This window comes from Citrobacter freundii complex sp. CFNIH9, assembly GCF_002903305.1.
GTDB classification, from domain to species: domain Bacteria; phylum Pseudomonadota; class Gammaproteobacteria; order Enterobacterales; family Enterobacteriaceae; genus Citrobacter; species Citrobacter portucalensis.
On record NZ_CP026241.1, the window covers coordinates 82,374 to 98,847 of the forward strand.

Here is a 16,474-nt window from a genome sequence, read left to right on the forward strand (position 1 = left end):
GTCAAAAAAGCGGTCCGGAATCTGCCTGATAAGCCAGCTAGGGGACGTCTCAGAAAACGGAATCTATGGTCACTCCCGTTTTTGCAACACCGATTTTGACGACAAGTTGGCTTGCTTGAATCTATCCGGCGTCTGAATGGGATTTTATTCCCGCGCCTTGATGAGTTCCGCGCCTGATGAACCTCCAGAAAATATACGGCTTCAATGAGCCTTTCCGTTTTACAGGTTCCTCAACAGGCCGGTGGGCCGTTAGTATCATCAATATCAGTATTCGCAAAACCAGATCAGTAATTCTTTAAACCGGTGTATTTCTGCCGTTATGCTACATAAGTTTGCTGTCGTGCCGTTAGGGCCCAGGCTATTCTGGCCAGCTTGTTTGCCAGAGCACAAGTGACGACAAAGTTGCTTTTCCGGCACAGTAAATCCCTGACCCAATCGGCCAATTTGCCAGACTGGTGTTCCAGTTTTTGTATGAATACCCTGGCACATTGAACCAACAAAGTTCGGATCTTTTTATTACCTCGCTTACTAATTCCCAGCAATGTCGTCCTACCTCCCGTGCTGTACTGCCTCCCGTCGCCAATCTCAGTTGAAATAGTACTCGCTGTCAGTGTTCCGACGCAGGGAATGCTCAGCAAGCGCTGTCCAACCTCATCTTCGTCCAACTTTCGTTTCAACTGGGATTCCAAATCTTTAATCTGCTCAACAAGATAGTGATAATGCTGTTGTAATTTCAGCAATAACTGGCTGAGGTAAAGAGGCAAACTATTATCCTCAAGAATGGTACTCAGTCGGCTAATAACGGCAGCTCCTCGGGGAACGCTAATGCCAAATTCCAGCAGAAAAGCATGCATTTGATTGGTTGTTTTTACCTTATCCTGAACCAGGGATTCACGGACACGATGCAGAGCCCGCATTGCCTGCTGAGATTCCGTTCTGGGCTGCACAAAACGCATAGACGGACGCGATGCAGCTTCACAAATAGCTTCGGCGTCGACAAAGTCGTTTTTATTGCTTTTAACGAACGGGCGGACAAATTGTGGTGATATCAGCTTTGGGGAATGCCCCAACTCTTCCAACTTGCGTGCCATAAAGTGAGAACCGCCACAGGCTTCCATTGCGATGGTTGTAGCGGGGCATGTCGCCAAAAATTCGATCAACTTTGGCCGGGTAAATTTTTTACGGTAAACAGCCTTCCCGCGACGATCCTGGCAATGAATATGGAAAGAGTTTTTACCCAGATCGATACCAATGAGCGCAATGTTTTCCATGATAGTTCTCCGAATGAAAGCCTGTCCTCAGCATAGTACCGGGAAGGAGGGAGTGACCATCTCATTAAATAAAGCACGCTAAGCCGGTGGCAGCGGTCGCAATGGCCTGAACTTCCCCGCACCGACCTTGGCACTGCTGCGCCATAGGTAATCGCCGGTCAGGTTGATATGCTCCCACCCCAGCGGGGACAGATAGGGCGAATGATTGGATCACCGCCTTGCCGTCGCTGCTCGCAGCAGCCAGCTTCATGGCCAGCGCCGCCTCGTGAGTCTGCGCGTCAAAGTTTCTGAACTTGGTCGCATCAGCGCCGAGGTAAGCAAGGATGCGCATTTTTTCAGTAAGCGGTGGCTCGGGGTGTGCAGCAACTTTTGGGGCGAGCTGAACGACCTGAACCCATTCCTCCTGCGAAATCGCACCGGTAATAGCCTGCATGTTGCGCCCGAGTTCCTGCATGATCTTGCGTAGCGCCAGTGGCTCAACCTGGGTAGCGTCACCAGCCCAAGCTGGCAACAGAAAACCCCATAAAAGCAGGCAGGCCGTAACGGTCAGGGTGATAGTTCCAAATGCGTGGCTGTGTTTGCGGTGGGTCATGAAATTCTCCTGTAATTCAATCGTTCTCTCATTCGAACTCCCGCCCTTCGCCAGCTTCCTCATGGGTCACGCCGTCGCGGATGTGGTAGATGCGCTTGAATGTGGGGATGATCTTTTCGTCATGGGTGACGACGATGATGGCGGTCTCGAACTTCCGGGCCATGTCGTTGAGGATGCGGATTACAGCCATGGCGCGCTCGGAATCCAGCGGCGCAGTGGGTTCATCGGCCAGGATCACCGGCGGACGATTGACCAGTCCGCGCGCGATGGCGACCCGTTGCTGCTCGCCACCGGAGAGTTGCGAGGGCATTGCGCGAGCTCGGTGTTGCACATCAAGCGCTGTGAGCAATTCCAGTGCCTTCGCGCGCGACTCTCCATTCGCGACGCCTGCAAGCATCGGCAGCAGCGCCACGTTGTCGGTGACATCGAGAAACGGAATCAGGTACGGCGCCTGGAAAACGAAACCGATCTTGTCACGCCGTAAGGCGCGCAGGTCGCGGACTTTCCAGCCATCGGCGTAGATCACTTCATCGCCCAGCGTCATGCGACCGGCGGTCGGTTCGATCACCGCACCCAGACACTTGAGCAGCGTGCTCTTGCCGGACCCGGAAGGGCCGATCAGTCCCACCACTTCACCAGGCGCAACATGCATATTCACGTCTCTCAAGGCAAAGACAGCGGTGTCACCATCGCCATACCGCTTGCTTAAACTTTCGATGTGTATCCCTTTGCTACTCATCTCAACCTCCAATGGCTTCGGCCGGATCAACCTTGAGTGCTATGCGAATGGCGACGAGGCTAGCTAGAACGCAGATCACGAGCACGGCAAAAAAACCGGCGACAGAATCCATTGGCGTGAGCAGGACATATTTTGGAAAAGCCGGTGCTGAAAAGGTGGCTGTGATCTTGCCGACCACGAAGCCAATCACGCCCAGGGCGAGCGCCTGCTGCATGATCATCGCGGCGATGGTTCGGTTGCGTGTGCCGATGAGCTTCAACACCGCGATCTCACGGATTTTGTCCATCGTCAGCGAATAGATGATGAAGGCAACGATGGCCGCGCTAACGATGGCCAGAATCACAAGGAACATGCCGATCTGCTTGGCCGAGGTGGCGATCAGCTTGCCGACGAGGATGTCTTCCATCTGTGCCCGGGTGTAGACCGTCAAACGCTTCCAGCGCTGGATGGATTCGGCAACCTCGTCCGGCGCATGACCAGGTTTCAGAGTGACCAGCACGGCATTGACGAACGCGTTGCTGCTCTGTGAAGCAATCACGGCATCCAGCAAACCTGGATCACCGGGTCGATTGAAGACCGGGTTGGCTTCGGTGCGACGCCGGCTTTGCCAGATGGCATCGTTGTCCTTGAGGAACTGGGCCTCCTGGGCATCTTTGAGCGGAATGAATACCATCGGGTCGCCGCTGGACGACACCATGCGCCGTGTCAGCCCCACGACGGTGTAATGATTGCGGCGAATGGCAAGACGATCTCCCAGTTTGAAGCCGGTGGCGATGTCGGCCACAGCCTCGTAGTGACCGCGCGTGATCTGGCGTCCAGCGACGAGATAAGGAGGCCATCCGGGTGTAGCCCCCAACGCACCGGGCGCGATGCCGACCACCATGGTGCGTACATCACTCTCGCCCTTGCGTACCTGCATGGTCAGGTAGGTCGCGTTCGCTGCCTGTGAGACTCCCGGCATGGCGAGAATGGCGCGATACACGTCATCGTTGAGGCTGGACGACTCCGCATAAGGACCCAGAGTATCCTTTTGCACCACCCAAAGGTCAGCGCCACTGTTGTCGAGCAACGCCTTGCCGTCGTCCACCATGCCTCGGTACACCCCAGCCATGACTAGGGTGACGCCGATCAGCAGACCCAGACCGATGCCGGTGAAGACGAATTTCCCCCAGGCATGGAGAATGTCGCGGCCGGCCAGGCTGATCATCGTGAAACTCCCGGGATATGCTCGACCACATGGATGCGGCTGCGCGCCGTCAGTGCCTTTTCGCTATAGGTCACAACCTGGTCCCCATTCTTGAGCCCTTCGCGCACCTGCACGTAACCATTGAGGTCGGAAGTGCCGAGCTTGACCGGGGAGAAATGCAGATCACCATCCACGATTTGCCAGACACCAACTTTATCGCCTTCACGCTGGACGGCAGCGTTGGGGATCAGTGGAGCGGCCGGAAGCGCCGGCAAGTCAACCGTGACTTCGGCCAGTTCACCCACTGGTGGCAAAGGTTCTGGTTTGTTATCGAATGTCACCTTGGCAAGCGTTTCCTCGGTTACCGCGTCGGCCTTGGGTTCCACCCGCAGCACGCGACCTTTCAAGGTCTGGCCACCACGCGAACGCAGGACGATATGAGCCGGCAGCCCCCCAGCCAGCCCCGATGCGCTGATCTGGTCGAAGCGCACATTGATCCACAAACTCTTGGGGTCGATCACTTCCACCACGGCCTGGCCCGCGACGATGGTCGTGCCGGGATCGGCATCGCGCACGGCGACTACACCGTCGACCGGCGCGATCAGGCGCAGATTGCTCCGCTGCGCGACGAGTGCTTCGCGGTCGGAGCGTGCCCGGGCAATATCTTCCCGAGCGGCGGATAGGGCGGCATCGGCGATCTGCAGTTCCTGCCGCTTGGTGGTGACGATTTCCTCGCTGGTCGAGCGCACCGCAAACAATTGCTCATAGCGGCGCGCCTGGGTTTGCGCGTAGGCTTGCCGGGCTTCTGCCTCGCGCAAAGCCGCTTCCGCCCGCTTGAATACAGACTCCTGTGAGCGCACCCGATCATCAAGGTCGACCGGCTCCATCTCGCCGAGCACCTGTCCGGCCTTGACCTGGTCGCCTACATGCACCTCCAGGCGTTTGACGCGCCCGGCAAACGTCGGTCCGATCTTGTAGGTGTAGCGCGCCTCCACCGTGCCGATGCCGAACAGCGCCGGTGTGATAGCCTGTGATTCCACGCTTGCCACCGTCACAGCGACCGGGGCGAGCGGCCCTGATCGCAGACCGACATAAATAAAAAGCACCAGCAAAGGAATGATGACGGCAAGCAGTGCCAGGGTGCGGCCTTGCAAGGGTAACTTTTTCATTGCGCACTCCTTATGCCACGCCGATAAATTGCAAAGACGCGCGGCGCATCGCGGTGCATACGTCCCACATCACCCGCCAACAGCGATTGCATGACCAAGCCCTGGATCGTGCCAATGAACAGCGTTGCCGCCGCCTCGTTGTCAAGCGAGGGAGACAACTCGCCGCTGGCCTTGCCTTTCTCGATGAGACGATGCAAACGTTCGCCGTAGCGCTGAATCAAGGTTTGCACCATGCGCTTGGCCGGTGTCGATTCGGCACGCTGAAGCTCACCAAACATCATTCTTGGCACGCCTGGGTGCTCAGCTACGAATTCGATATGACTCATGAACATCGCCTCCATGGCTGCCAAGGGCGACTCGATTCCTTGTGCGGATCGATCGATTCTGGCTAATAGGCGCTCTGCTACCCACTCCATGACCGCCTGCCAAATGGCTTCCTTGTTCGGGAAGTGCCGAAACAGCGCACCCTGGGTCAAGTTCATGTGTTTAGCGATAGCCGCAGTGGTTATCTCGCTTGGGTTTTGTGAACCGGCAAGCGCCACGACGGACTCGACAGTTACGGCACGACGTTCATCGGCCGGCAGATGCTTTGGATGGGTGTCCACGAGCACTCCTTGTAAGATAGTAATTGATTACTATCTTACCACAAGAGGCAACTCAAACAAGAGAAAACCCGACGTACTCGTCAATATCTAGAGTCTGCAATGGGCTTAACGTGCTTTATTTAATGAGATGGTCACTCCCTCCTTCCCGGTACTATGCTGAGGACAGGCTTTCATTCGGAGAACTATCATGGAAAACATTGCGCTCATTGGTATCGATCTGGGTAAAAACTCTTTCCATATTCATTGCCAGGATCGTCGCGGGAAGGCTGTTTACCGTAAAAAATTTACCCGGCCAAAGTTGATCGAATTTTTGGCGACATGCCCCGCTACAACCATCGCAATGGAAGCCTGTGGCGGTTCTCACTTTATGGCACGCAAGTTGGAAGAGTTGGGGCATTCCCCAAAGCTGATATCACCACAATTTGTCCGCCCGTTCGTTAAAAGCAATAAAAACGACTTTGTCGACGCCGAAGCTATTTGTGAAGCTGCATCGCGTCCGTCTATGCGTTTTGTGCAGCCCAGAACGGAATCTCAGCAGGCAATGCGGGCTCTGCATCGTGTCCGTGAATCCCTGGTTCAGGATAAGGTAAAAACAACCAATCAAATGCATGCTTTTCTGCTGGAATTTGGCATTAGCGTTCCCCGAGGAGCTGCCGTTATTAGCCGACTGAGTACCATTCTTGAGGATAATAGTTTGCCTCTTTACCTCAGCCAGTTATTGCTGAAATTACAACAGCATTATCACTATCTTGTTGAGCAGATTAAAGATTTGGAATCCCAGTTGAAACGAAAGTTGGACGAAGATGAGGTTGGACAGCGCTTGCTGAGCATTCCCTGCGTCGGAACACTGACAGCGAGTACTATTTCAACTGAGATTGGCGACGGGAGGCAGTACAGCACGGGAGGTAGGACGACATTGCTGGGAATTAGTAAGCGAGGTAATAAAAAGATCCGAACTTTGTTGGTTCAATGTGCCAGGGTATTCATACAAAAACTGGAACACCAGTCTGGCAAATTGGCCGATTGGGTCAGGGATTTACTGTGCCGGAAAAGCAACTTTGTCGTCACTTGTGCTCTGGCAAACAAGCTGGCCAGAATAGCCTGGGCCCTAACGGCACGACAGCAAACTTATGTAGCATAACGGCAGAAATACACCGGTTTAAAGAATTACTGATCTGGTTTTGCGAATACTGATATTGATGATACTAACGGCCCACCGGCCTGTTGAGGAACCTGTAAAACGGAAAGGCTCATTGAAGCCGTATATTTTCTGGAGGTTCATCAGGCGCGGAACTCATCAAGGCGCGGGAATAAAATCCCATTCAGACGCCGGATAGATTCAAGCAAGCCAACTTGTCGTCAAAATCGGTGTTGCAAAAACGGGAGTGACCATAGATTCCGTTTTCCAAGCGGCCCCCTTCCTCAGTGGAACGAAAACTCACGCTAACAGGGTAGTGACCGGGTAGCCACGATAACTGCCAACAAAATTAGCTTATAGGTTAATTCTACCTTGTCTGAAATTAGCCTATAGGTTAATATTAATAGAAATGGGAGGTCACATGTTTAGCGTTGTTTATCACCCGGAAGCCAGGGAAGAAGCCACAGCATTACCCGTAAAAATCAGGGTGAAGTTTGACCGTCTCATCGGCAAACTGGAGTATGACGCCCGATTACTGCGGGAGCCGGACACGAAGCCCCTGGGCGATGGACTTTTTGAGATCCGCACGATGGGGACGGACATAGCCAGGGGAATCTGGGTATACCACAAAGGCAATACCATCATCATGCTCCGTGTTTTCATCAAGAAGTCACAGAAAACGCCAGCGAAAGAAATCGATCTCGCCAAAAAGCGGTTAGCGGAGGTACTTAATGAAACTGGTAAGCCATAAAGAACTGCATAACGAGTGGATGCAGGACGATGAATATCGCGCTGCATGGCAGGAAGAAGAACGTAAGGAAAAGCTCAGGGAGCTGCTTGCTGAATGGCGCAAGCATGACAACCTGACAAAAGCGCAGGTTGCTGAACGCATGGGGGTTACACCTCCGGTTATTTCTCGCCTGGAAAACAACATCACCAAAGCCAGCATCGACACACTGACCCGCTACGCTCACGCCTGCGGCATCAAGAAACCTGTCATTGCCCTGTACTGAATAGCCAGCCCTCCGGGGCTGGCCTTTTTGTTTCGGTCAGTCCCAAAATTTTGTTAAAGCAAGTTTAAAATGTCACCTGTTTCTCCAAAGTTGAAATGTCACTTCTAAGCCAATCTATTTATACATAATCTTTACATCTTTCCCCGGTGACAAAGTGCTAATTGGTCTGTAATGTTCAATGTGTGGCAGGCAAGCCGCCGGTGACTTAGGGAAGGTGCGAACAAGTTCCTGATATGAGATCATCATATTCATCCGGAGCGCATCCCAGAGGGACATCATGAGCCATCAACTCACCTTCGCCGATAGTGAATTCAGCACTAAGCGCCGTCAGACCCGAAAAGAGATTTTCCTCTCCCGCATGGAGCAGATTCTGCCATGGCAGAATATGACCGCTGTCATCGAGCCGTTTTATCCCAAGGCGGGCAATGGCCGACGGCCCTATCCGCTGGAGACCATGCTGCGTATTCACTGCATGCAGCATTGGTACAACCTGAGCGACGGTGCCATGGAAGATGCCCTGTACGAAATCGCCTCCATGCGCCTGTTTGCCCGATTATCCCTGGATAGCGCCCTGCCGGATCGCACCACCATCATGAATTTCCGCCACCTGCTCGAGCAGCATCAACTGGCCCGTCAATTGTTCAAGACCATCAATCGCTGGCTGGCCGAAGCAGGCGTCATGATGACCCAAGGCACTTTGGTGGATGCCACCATCATTGAGGCACCCAGCTCGACCAAGAACAATGAGCAGCAACGCGATCCGGAGATGCATCAGACCAAGAAAGGCAATCAGTGGCACTTTGGCATGAAGGCCCACATTGGTGTCGATGCCAAGAGTGGCCTGACCCACAGCCTGGTCACCACCGCGGCCAACGAGCATGACCTCAATCAGCTGGGTAATCTGCTTCATGGAGAGGAGCAATTTGTCTCAGCCGATGCCGGCTACCAAGGAGCGCCACAGCGCGAGGAGCTGGCCGAGGTGGATGTGGACTGGCTGATCGCCGAGCGTCCCGGCAGGGTAAAAACCTTGAAGCAGCATCCGCGCAAGAACAAAACGGCCATCAACATCGAATACATGAAAGCCAGCATCCGTGCCAGGGTGGAGCACCCGTTTCGCATCATCAAGCGGCAGTTCGGCTTCGTGAAAGCCAGATACAAGGGGCTGCTGAAAAACGATAACCAACTGGCGATGTTATTCACCCTGGCCAACCTGTTTCGGGTGGACCAAATGATACGTCAGTGGGAGAGATCTCAGTAAAAACCGGAAATAACGCCAGAAATGGTGGAAAAAATAGCCTAAATAGGCTGATTCGATGTGTTTGCGGGAAAAAAATCGGCCCAGATCCGCGAAATTTTAATCAGCGAGTCAGCTTGGGAAGAAATGACCTGCTTATTCGCACCTTCCTTAATATAAAGACACAAGCAGAGACATTTTTGGCACGATATAAAAACGCTAAGTTAAAAAATCACTATGACGTGTTGGGTATCAAATGTTCACTGGCATAAACCTCTGTTTCTGATGTAAAACAGATTTTCTGAGGAGGCGTAAAACTGGATTGGCCCCTATATTTCCATACACTTTTTATCACTTAACCCATTACTGGTTCGCCGCCGCAGATATTCCCGTGGCGAACGATACCCCAGTGCACTATGCGGATGCCATTCGTTGTAATGTTCGAAGGCCTCCGCAAGGTTCTTTACCGCTGTTAACCCGTCGGGTTTCGGCATGATGCTGATGTAATCGCGCTTCATCGTTTTCACGAAGCTCTCTGCCATCCCGTTGCTTTCCGGGCTACGTACCGCCGTATGTTTAGGCTCCAGTCCTACCATTCTGGCGAACTGACGCGTCTGATAAGAACGGTAGGCTGAACCGTTGTCTGTCAGCCACTCAACTGGGGATGTCGGCAGGCTGTTACCGAAACGACGCTCCACGGCACCCAGCATGACGTCCTGCACGGTTTCACTGTCATATCCACCGTTACTGGCCGCCCAGTAAAGTGCCTCGCGATCGCAACAGTCCAGAGCGAACGTGACCCGCAGTTTTTCACCGTTATCACAGCTGAACTCGAAGCCGTCAGAGCACCACCGCTGGTTACTTTCTCCAACGGCCACTTTCCCTGTATGCGCCCGCTTCGATGGCGGTATTTCCGGTTTACGCTCAAGCAGCAGCGCATTCTGACGCATGATGCGGTATACGCGTTTGGCATTGATCACCGCCATGTCGTCAGTTTCTGATTGTCTGCGCAGCAGTGCCCATACCCGACGATAACCATAGGTGGGCAGATCGCCGATAACGGTATGGATACGGGCCAGCGCGTCAGTATCATCAGGCTTGCGCTTGCACCGACGATCCTGCCAGTCCTTCGACCGACGGGCCATGGCATGCAGTTGCGCACGTGAGACCCGGAGGCAACGACTGACAAGGCTTATTCGCCATCCTCCGGCAACAAGGGCACGTGCGCTATCCACTTTTTTTGTCGGCCATATTCAACGGCTTCTTTTAGCAGCTCGTTTTCCATGGTTTTCTTGCCCAACAGGCGTTGCAGCTCTTTAATTTGCTTCATCGCAGATGCCAGCTCCGACGCGGGCACAACCTGTTCTCCTGCGGCAACGGCTGTAAGGCTGCCTTCCTGATACTGCTTACGCCACAGGAACAGCTGACTGGCAGCAACGCCATGCTGACGGGCGACCAGCGACACGGTCATTCCGGGCTCAAAACTCTGCTGAACAATGGCGATTTTTTCCTGAACACTTCGCCGTCTGCGCTTCTCTGGACCTAAAACATCAATCATTCGGACTCCAACGACTAGTCTAAAAACTAGTATTAAGACTATCACTAACTTAAGTGATACCAACTGTCTGGAGATTCAGGGGGCCAGTCTACGCCTGATTTGTCGACCTTTTCCGTTCATTAAAAAATGAAACTGAGGAGAATGAGCGCACTCTTGACTGATTTTGACGGAGGATTACGTAAGTGGTTAAACAAAGTTTATTTGACCTTATAGGAGCTACCACGGGCCCAGAGCGAGATCTGTTGATCGTAAGCCTTCAGTCTCTACATCGTGAACGAGTAAGCTCATACAATGCATTGTGTACAGCCTGCTCAATCTCTGGAGATAAAGTCCCGCCAATGTCTTTATTCGGCATAGACGAGGTTACTGATGCACTACGCCGGTTAGGTGCATTACCGATCAGATAGTTCTTCAAGTAGTCAGGGTGAACAGGTTTGAATTGATACAAACGGCCTATGCTGAAGAGGAACAGAGATAACTGATGAAAACAAACGAAAACCTGCTGAACAGCATTGGAAAAAGTATTCGAATGTGGCGAGATAACTGCTTCCCTCCATTTCAGCGAGCGTATGGAACATGGTTATTGGTTCTGGTTTCGGTTAATGCCGGGATATGGTTTTACATAACCTCTGACTGGTCTGTACAGTTCGTCGGCAATATAGCAGGGCTCTTGGTTTTCCCAATGCTGGGTCGAAAGGTTTTTACAAAACGCGCCAGATCTTGGCAAGAAGAACTGGATATTAAGCTGGCAAAATACAAACCGCATAACATAGCTGCATGGAGGGAGTTGCAGGCTTATGCCTTGGAATCCAATACGCTATCTTCACAAATTGTTGAACGGTGGTATTTCAAAGAGCGGGAATTTATCAAGACGGCCCAAAAAGGGAAGCCGGGTAGTTCTGAACTCAAATTTCTCAAGAATAATACTGGATCAAAGCCTTAAGGAATCTGAGAGCCGGTGCGTAATGCAGAACCCACAGCCGAAGGGTTTTGGGAGTTAAACTGATACAGCTTTTACCGTGAGGTGGGATTTATGTCGAATGTCTTGCAGAAAGAAAACATCATCATGTCTCTGCCTCATCGTGACTGGAGTTGTGAAGTCATCGAGTGCCGATTAAAAGTGTGCCCCGTACCTGACGAACTCGACAGGGGGAATAACATCTTTTTCATCGTGGAAGACCTTTACCAGCTACGCGAGAACAGTGAATCACTTAACGTGCTTGGACAAATTCTGGCGAAACGTTTCCCACACATACCACCAAAAAGAATGCACCTTGTGCTGCACCGACGTGATGTGCAGAAAGCTCATGGAGTAGCCATCCACCTCTACCGCTTCATGCGTAGCGAGAAAGAAAATAACCGTAGTATTTTCATTGGTCGTAACCCTACTGAAGTTTCCCAGAAGACGGCATACGCCTCGATGTGCATTTTCTGACCACCAGCTGTTGAATCGTCACAATAGCCGACATAGTCGGCTATTTTTTTACGCTAAGAAAAACCATTTATGCCCACAAATTGCGGTTGAAAAAGCTATTTATTTTTGGGTGCAAAACGTCCTCATTCTCACTGTAACAATAAATTTCAACATGTGATTATAGTGAGAGTCGAAGCTGAAACATGAATGGTGGCTACATATGCATGATCTCCAGAATTCGTTAACTAGCAAAAATACCAACATTATCCGTGCTGAATTTGAAAATATGCTTTCTGCGCGTGGAACATCTATCGTGCGTTTTGATACCAACGCAGGGGCGAACAGCGGCGAGTATATAGGAAAAGGAATTCAACGTGAGTGGGTTGGGTATTTGCTAAACCATACGAGTTCTGGCCATACGGTCAAGGCATTTGAACCGGTGTATTCTATTCCTTTAAAAATCAGGCCAGACCTTCAATCCAGAAATATTGCAGACCACCAGACTAAAGTAAAAAAGTTATTTGAAAGTTATGATGAAGCGTATCTTACAGCCGCTATAGACTCAGAAGAGTATTGCAAGCCATTCTGGGTTTATCAGAATGCAGATGACGGTCATTACTCGATCAGTACTCGCGGTTTCAAAAATGCAAATGCACCTGCAAGCATTCCGAGCGATAATCGCATTGATATCGCTCAGATGAAAATGGGATATCCCATGCTCGATTATTGCCATAACATTATACCGTCCTCAGTCGTGCGATTAGGATTTAATGGGCGAGTGTTTACGCAAGGTAAGTATTATTACACCAATGAAGAGGTTTTCAGTTGGTTGTCCCGGAACCCGGATAGCGCAGTTTTCATTACGTTCCCAAAAGTTAACCAGACTGATAGATCTGAATTGATGTCAATTATGAAACGAGAATTCCTGAATTCGTGGGGTTTATTCTCATATTATCGCTGGCTGGGACGCAGCACCGCATTACTGGCATTGAGCCCGGTCAGTTCTAATGCTTCTGTTAAGTTAAGAAGTAGCAATGCACACTTCTTCAAAAATGCAATGCTGGCTGTTAACACGATCATTCCTAAAGGTAACGGAATTTCGTAATCGGAATAGTTACCGTTAGAGTGATTTAAAGATCGATTCATTCTGGAAATTGAACGAAGAAAATTTAATGGGAGTAACTATGACTGCACTACGCCGTATCTCAACAGAACCAAGCTGGACTCCAGTTGGCATCCGGGGCGAAGGGTTACCGACTAAAGCAGGTGTATACCGTTTTATTGTTCCCCGGGAAGCCGATAGCTCAGAACATATTGAGTTTCTGGCGTTAGTGCGCTGGCGTAAACACGGTGTTCATCAACTGTTATTTCCCACCTTTGAATACATCGTATGCGACGAGAATATCGTGCTCCCAGAAGGCACATGCTGGCGTGAACGCGAACCGTGGGATCCAGATACGCTGGGGGAAACCGAGTTCATCATCGTTCCTGAAATGAGCGCGGGTGCTCAACGCTGTCCGTTCTGCAAAGAAGTTCCGCGCATCGTTGGTGATAAATACAACTTTGAGTATAAGGAAAACTACATCACGAAAATGCCTCACCGGTTTAACCGCCTGTGGTTCAGCTGCTGTAAATGGGTTGCTCCTGTGCCCACTTCTGGGATTCAGTCACTGATTACGGCCTGGAACAAAATGCTCGGGTCATCCCGGTAGGAGTAATGATGAAATGTGCGTACCTACGAAAGTTTCTGATCATTGCTTTCATAACCGGCATTAGCGGATGCCAGAGTCTCGGAATAGGGTTAAGCCTGGATGAGCGCTACCAGAAGGCTTATCAGAAAGTACTGGCTGACCCTAATGACGATAACATTAAGACTTTCATGAAACTCAGCCAGGAAAAAGGCGAAAGAGACATGCAAGAGGCAAATTCGAAAGCCGCAGCCGACACTCGTGAAAGCGATAAGGGGTTTACTGAGTATTTTAAATCATATGGCAACGATGGATTTAAGCGGGCCAGACAATAAGAAAGAGGTTATATGTCATTACAGCAATCGCATGAAAATCTGGAGTTCCTGAAGGGGGCGGTCTGGTGCGCCGCAAAACTCGTTCAGGAAATTGGCGATTCAAAAGGTGCAGCTATTCTTATCACAAACTTGCCGGTTGGAATTTTCCCTCAATGTAGCGAAAGGGATTTATTTGTTCTGAGGCAATATGTCAGGAAAGATCTGCCACTTGGTATTGATGCCGAATATAGCGATATCAGGCCGGTCTTAATTGATTATCTGGGAGAGCCAGTAGACCTTCCTGAGTGTGAACTGGATAATTATGAACCGGCTCCTGGTGAAATGCTCCGCTGGGGAGTAACTGGAGATCTCAGTTCCGGGACACGATGTGTGCTGGTGGATAATCTTGCTTATCTCGCTGAAGCAATTGGTATCAGCAACGCACTAAGGCAACAGGCCGCAGAGTCAATCCAGCGCACCCTGTGATTAGTGAGTCGCCCCGAATTTCGTAAGCAGCATAAATGCCCTTAATCTTTATCCTACATATTTCAGGTTGTTGGGGTTTACCATGTACAAAGACCATTTTCCACAAGCGTGTCCTTCATCGATAAAAGAGGGCCAGTCATGCTGGCGGGTATTTATTGATATGGACGTAGACAACCCGTCGAAAATAAAAACCAGCGTCGAATTAATAGAAGTTGGCGTAAAAACAATTCGAATGAAAAAGAATGCGGCAGAAGGCAGTGAAAAAACTGTTTTTCTTGTGGATAAAATCCCTGGAATCACATTTATCAAAATTCGGCCTAGCGACAAAAAGCCAAGCGTCTGGAATACAAGCATCAGCAGTTTCTATAAACATGACGTGGAAATCGGGAAAACATTCCCCGTTGGTATCAGAACGACTAAAAGCGCTGCGTTTCGTACAGCAACAAAAAAAGTTGAACAGAGTATGCAAGAATACACTGATACTATAGCTAAGCTTGAAAACGACTATGTTAAGAATGAGACGGAGATTGCTGAGTACAAAAATGAACTCGCTGCTTACCAAACAATACTCCAAACCCTAAAACGTATGGCAAAAAGGCATCTCAAGCAATAATACATTTCGTCTCTTTTCAGGTAAACAAAATGGAAACACAATGTATTTTCATTGCAGGTTTCAAAAATTGTTTCACTCTGGGCCATACATGTTTAGTATGGGGACATAACAAAGAGAACGCTGGCGAGTACGCTGGCATAAAGATCACCTTTCCCGGCCTGGCCGGGATTTTTTTTGTCTGATGTGCCGTCCTTCTCACCACAAACTTAATATCCTGACTATTTTTATGGATGTGCAGTGCAATTATTTAACGAATTACCATTCGTCACCAGACCGGACAGGCTGATAATAATGTCATCCGATACAGAGCTGGGGAGGGTGTATGACTAATCGTGGCTATAGCAAAGTAATTATCGAAGGTACTGTAGGCCGTGAGCCTGAAATCCGACAACACCCTACCCACGGCATCTACGCAAAGATTTATGTAACAACATCTGAGTCCTCAATGGAGGATAAATCTGGTCTGGAGAAAATTACGGAAGAACACTATCAGATCATTTTGCTTGGTCAATTTGCTGATGTGGCCCGCAATCATCTTCATGTCGGGACAGGAGTGTACCTGGAGGCCCAATTGCGTACCCGCCTAATCAAGGAGGATGGTAAAGAACGCTTCTTTATGGACGTACTTGTCAACCCCGTGAAGGGGCATGTTCTTCGCAAAGTCAATGTAGGCGGTAATAAACTGGTGAGTCGTCACCTCCAGCAGAACCGTGGGCAGGATCACCGGCAGAATACCAGTTATAGCCGCAGGCCACAAAACACGAACGCGAGGCCAGCAACACCACGCAACTCGCCCCCAACAATGGAAAATTATTATTTGGGAAATCAGGATGAAGTTCCAGGAAGCACTGGTGCTTATGGAACTGAGATAGCCTTTTAATGATTAGCAGCATATCTGTTTTAATTTGTATCATAACTAATGGGGAATTATTGCCGTGAATGAATTCAATAACGCACTCCAGACGATACTGGAAAATGGGTCTATGTCATATGGCCAGGCTGCTATTTATGCCGGTGGTGCAATTTGCGTTGCGGCCCTTTTTTCGGCGATACTCAGAAGTGGACTACTGGTAATTTTGGGAATTGTCTCAGGCTTTTATCTGTTCAGTCTCAACACTCCAGACAGTACACTGGCGTATACTGCTGCTGCCTCAGACCGTCTCATCGAGCAGGTTAAAGCTGTCGGTGGATGCGCCACTAGACACATTGAGGATGCGCAAACTCTGGGTATCATCATAAAAAATGGCGATGTTATCGAGATAGCAAAGCAGTGCGGTATTATAAAATAATAACCGTAGCATATTATGATTGATGAATGCCTGAATGGTAATCTGCTCGCGGATTACCATTATTTTTTGAGATGTCTTATAGAACTTATCTAAAATTACATACGACTGTCATGACAGTATAAGGTCTTTATGAAAAACGTCGTCAAAACTTTACTACCCTCAGTG

The 16,474-nt window shown here is 50.2% G+C and carries 19 protein-coding genes and 1 pseudogene; 13 read left to right on the forward strand and 7 right to left on the reverse strand.

The window, feature by feature from the left end; all coding sequences use genetic code 11:
- Positions 1-317: 317 nt before the first annotated feature.
- The 6 genes and pseudogenes from C2U43_RS26465 to C2U43_RS26490 all read right to left on the reverse strand — a co-directional run bounded on the left by C2U43_RS26465 (position 318) and on the right by C2U43_RS26490 (position 5,562).
- Entirely contained in the window at positions 318-1,271 is a 954-nt protein-coding gene (locus C2U43_RS26465; protein WP_022652300.1) for an IS110 family transposase, read from the reverse strand.
- A 151-nt stretch (positions 1,272-1,422) separates the two neighbouring features.
- Positions 1,423-1,863 (reverse strand): annotated as a pseudogene (locus C2U43_RS26470) (hypothetical protein); the annotation flags it as partial.
- Positions 1,864-1,891: 28 nt separating this feature from the next.
- Complete coding sequence (locus C2U43_RS26475; RefSeq protein ID WP_022652302.1) at positions 1,892-2,602, reverse strand: ABC transporter ATP-binding protein; 711 nt, start codon at positions 2,600-2,602, stop codon at positions 1,892-1,894.
- A gap of 1 nt (position 2,603) precedes the next feature.
- Positions 2,604-3,809, reverse strand: coding sequence for an ABC transporter permease (locus C2U43_RS26480; protein ID WP_022652303.1), 1,206 nt, complete (start codon positions 3,807-3,809; stop codon positions 2,604-2,606).
- Complete coding sequence (locus tag C2U43_RS26485) at positions 3,806-4,957, reverse strand: efflux RND transporter periplasmic adaptor subunit (RefSeq protein ID WP_022652304.1); 1,152 nt, start codon at positions 4,955-4,957, stop codon at positions 3,806-3,808. Before C2U43_RS26485 ends, C2U43_RS26480 begins: the two co-directional genes overlap by 4 nt.
- A complete protein-coding gene (locus C2U43_RS26490) occupies positions 4,954-5,562 on the reverse strand; it encodes a TetR/AcrR family transcriptional regulator (RefSeq protein WP_004393990.1) in 609 nt (202 codons plus the stop codon). The genes C2U43_RS26485 and C2U43_RS26490 overlap by 4 nt, the downstream gene beginning before the upstream one ends.
- Positions 5,563-5,749: 187 nt before the next feature.
- Between C2U43_RS26490 and C2U43_RS26495 the strand changes: the two genes are divergently transcribed.
- From C2U43_RS26495 to C2U43_RS26510, 4 genes are all read left to right on the forward strand, one after another.
- Complete coding sequence (locus C2U43_RS26495) at positions 5,750-6,703, forward strand: IS110 family transposase (protein ID WP_022652300.1); 954 nt, start codon at positions 5,750-5,752, stop codon at positions 6,701-6,703.
- A 418-nt stretch (positions 6,704-7,121) separates the two neighbouring features.
- Positions 7,122-7,451 carry a type II toxin-antitoxin system RelE/ParE family toxin gene (locus C2U43_RS26500; RefSeq protein ID WP_000493286.1) on the forward strand — a complete coding sequence of 110 codons (330 nt, stop codon included), beginning with the start codon at positions 7,122-7,124 and terminating at the stop codon, positions 7,449-7,451.
- Positions 7,432-7,713 carry a helix-turn-helix domain-containing protein gene (locus C2U43_RS26505; protein ID WP_000780222.1) on the forward strand — a complete coding sequence of 94 codons (282 nt, stop codon included), beginning with the start codon at positions 7,432-7,434 and terminating at the stop codon, positions 7,711-7,713. The genes C2U43_RS26500 and C2U43_RS26505 overlap by 20 nt, the downstream gene beginning before the upstream one ends.
- A 277-nt stretch (positions 7,714-7,990) precedes the next feature.
- Positions 7,991-8,971, forward strand: coding sequence for an IS5-like element ISKpn26 family transposase (locus tag C2U43_RS26510; protein ID WP_016947617.1), 981 nt, complete (start codon positions 7,991-7,993; stop codon positions 8,969-8,971).
- 305 nt (positions 8,972-9,276) lie between these two features.
- Here C2U43_RS26510 and C2U43_RS26520 read toward each other — a convergent pair.
- A protein-coding gene (locus C2U43_RS26520; protein ID WP_148116659.1) for an IS3-like element ISEc27 family transposase occupies positions 9,277-10,505 on the reverse strand; the annotation gives its coding sequence in 2 pieces (ribosomal slippage) (positions 9,277-10,190 and positions 10,190-10,505; 1,230 coding nt in all).
- A gap of 481 nt (positions 10,506-10,986) precedes the next feature.
- Between C2U43_RS26520 and C2U43_RS26530 the strand changes: the two genes are divergently transcribed.
- From C2U43_RS26530 to C2U43_RS29490, 9 genes are all read left to right on the forward strand, one after another.
- Complete coding sequence (locus C2U43_RS26530) at positions 10,987-11,448, forward strand: hypothetical protein (RefSeq protein WP_009653863.1); 462 nt, start codon at positions 10,987-10,989, stop codon at positions 11,446-11,448.
- A gap of 90 nt (positions 11,449-11,538) precedes the next feature.
- Positions 11,539-11,940, forward strand: coding sequence for a hypothetical protein (locus C2U43_RS26535; protein ID WP_020996135.1), 402 nt, complete (start codon positions 11,539-11,541; stop codon positions 11,938-11,940).
- 199 nt (positions 11,941-12,139) lie between these two features.
- Positions 12,140-13,024 carry a hypothetical protein gene (locus tag C2U43_RS26540; protein ID WP_007372154.1) on the forward strand — a complete coding sequence of 295 codons (885 nt, stop codon included), beginning with the start codon at positions 12,140-12,142 and terminating at the stop codon, positions 13,022-13,024.
- Positions 13,025-13,103: 79 nt separating this feature from the next.
- Entirely contained in the window at positions 13,104-13,631 is a 528-nt protein-coding gene (locus C2U43_RS26545) for a hypothetical protein (RefSeq protein WP_007372155.1), read from the forward strand.
- A gap of 5 nt (positions 13,632-13,636) precedes the next feature.
- Positions 13,637-13,942, forward strand: a complete 306-nt coding sequence (locus C2U43_RS26550; RefSeq protein WP_032941601.1) for a hypothetical protein — start codon at positions 13,637-13,639, stop codon at positions 13,940-13,942.
- A 12-nt stretch (positions 13,943-13,954) separates the two neighbouring features.
- Entirely contained in the window at positions 13,955-14,407 is a 453-nt protein-coding gene (locus C2U43_RS26555; RefSeq protein WP_007372157.1) for a hypothetical protein, read from the forward strand.
- Between the two features lie 82 nt (positions 14,408-14,489).
- Positions 14,490-15,020: a hypothetical protein gene (locus C2U43_RS26560; RefSeq protein WP_007372158.1), complete on the forward strand. Its 531-nt coding sequence runs from the start codon at positions 14,490-14,492 to the stop codon at positions 15,018-15,020.
- A 322-nt stretch (positions 15,021-15,342) separates the two neighbouring features.
- Positions 15,343-15,900 carry a single-stranded DNA-binding protein gene (gene ssb / locus C2U43_RS26565; protein ID WP_008786804.1) on the forward strand — a complete coding sequence of 186 codons (558 nt, stop codon included), beginning with the start codon at positions 15,343-15,345 and terminating at the stop codon, positions 15,898-15,900.
- Between the two features lie 55 nt (positions 15,901-15,955).
- Positions 15,956-16,309, forward strand: coding sequence for a hypothetical protein (locus C2U43_RS29490; protein ID WP_154050669.1), 354 nt, complete (start codon positions 15,956-15,958; stop codon positions 16,307-16,309).
- The last annotated feature ends 165 nt before the right edge of the window (positions 16,310-16,474 follow it).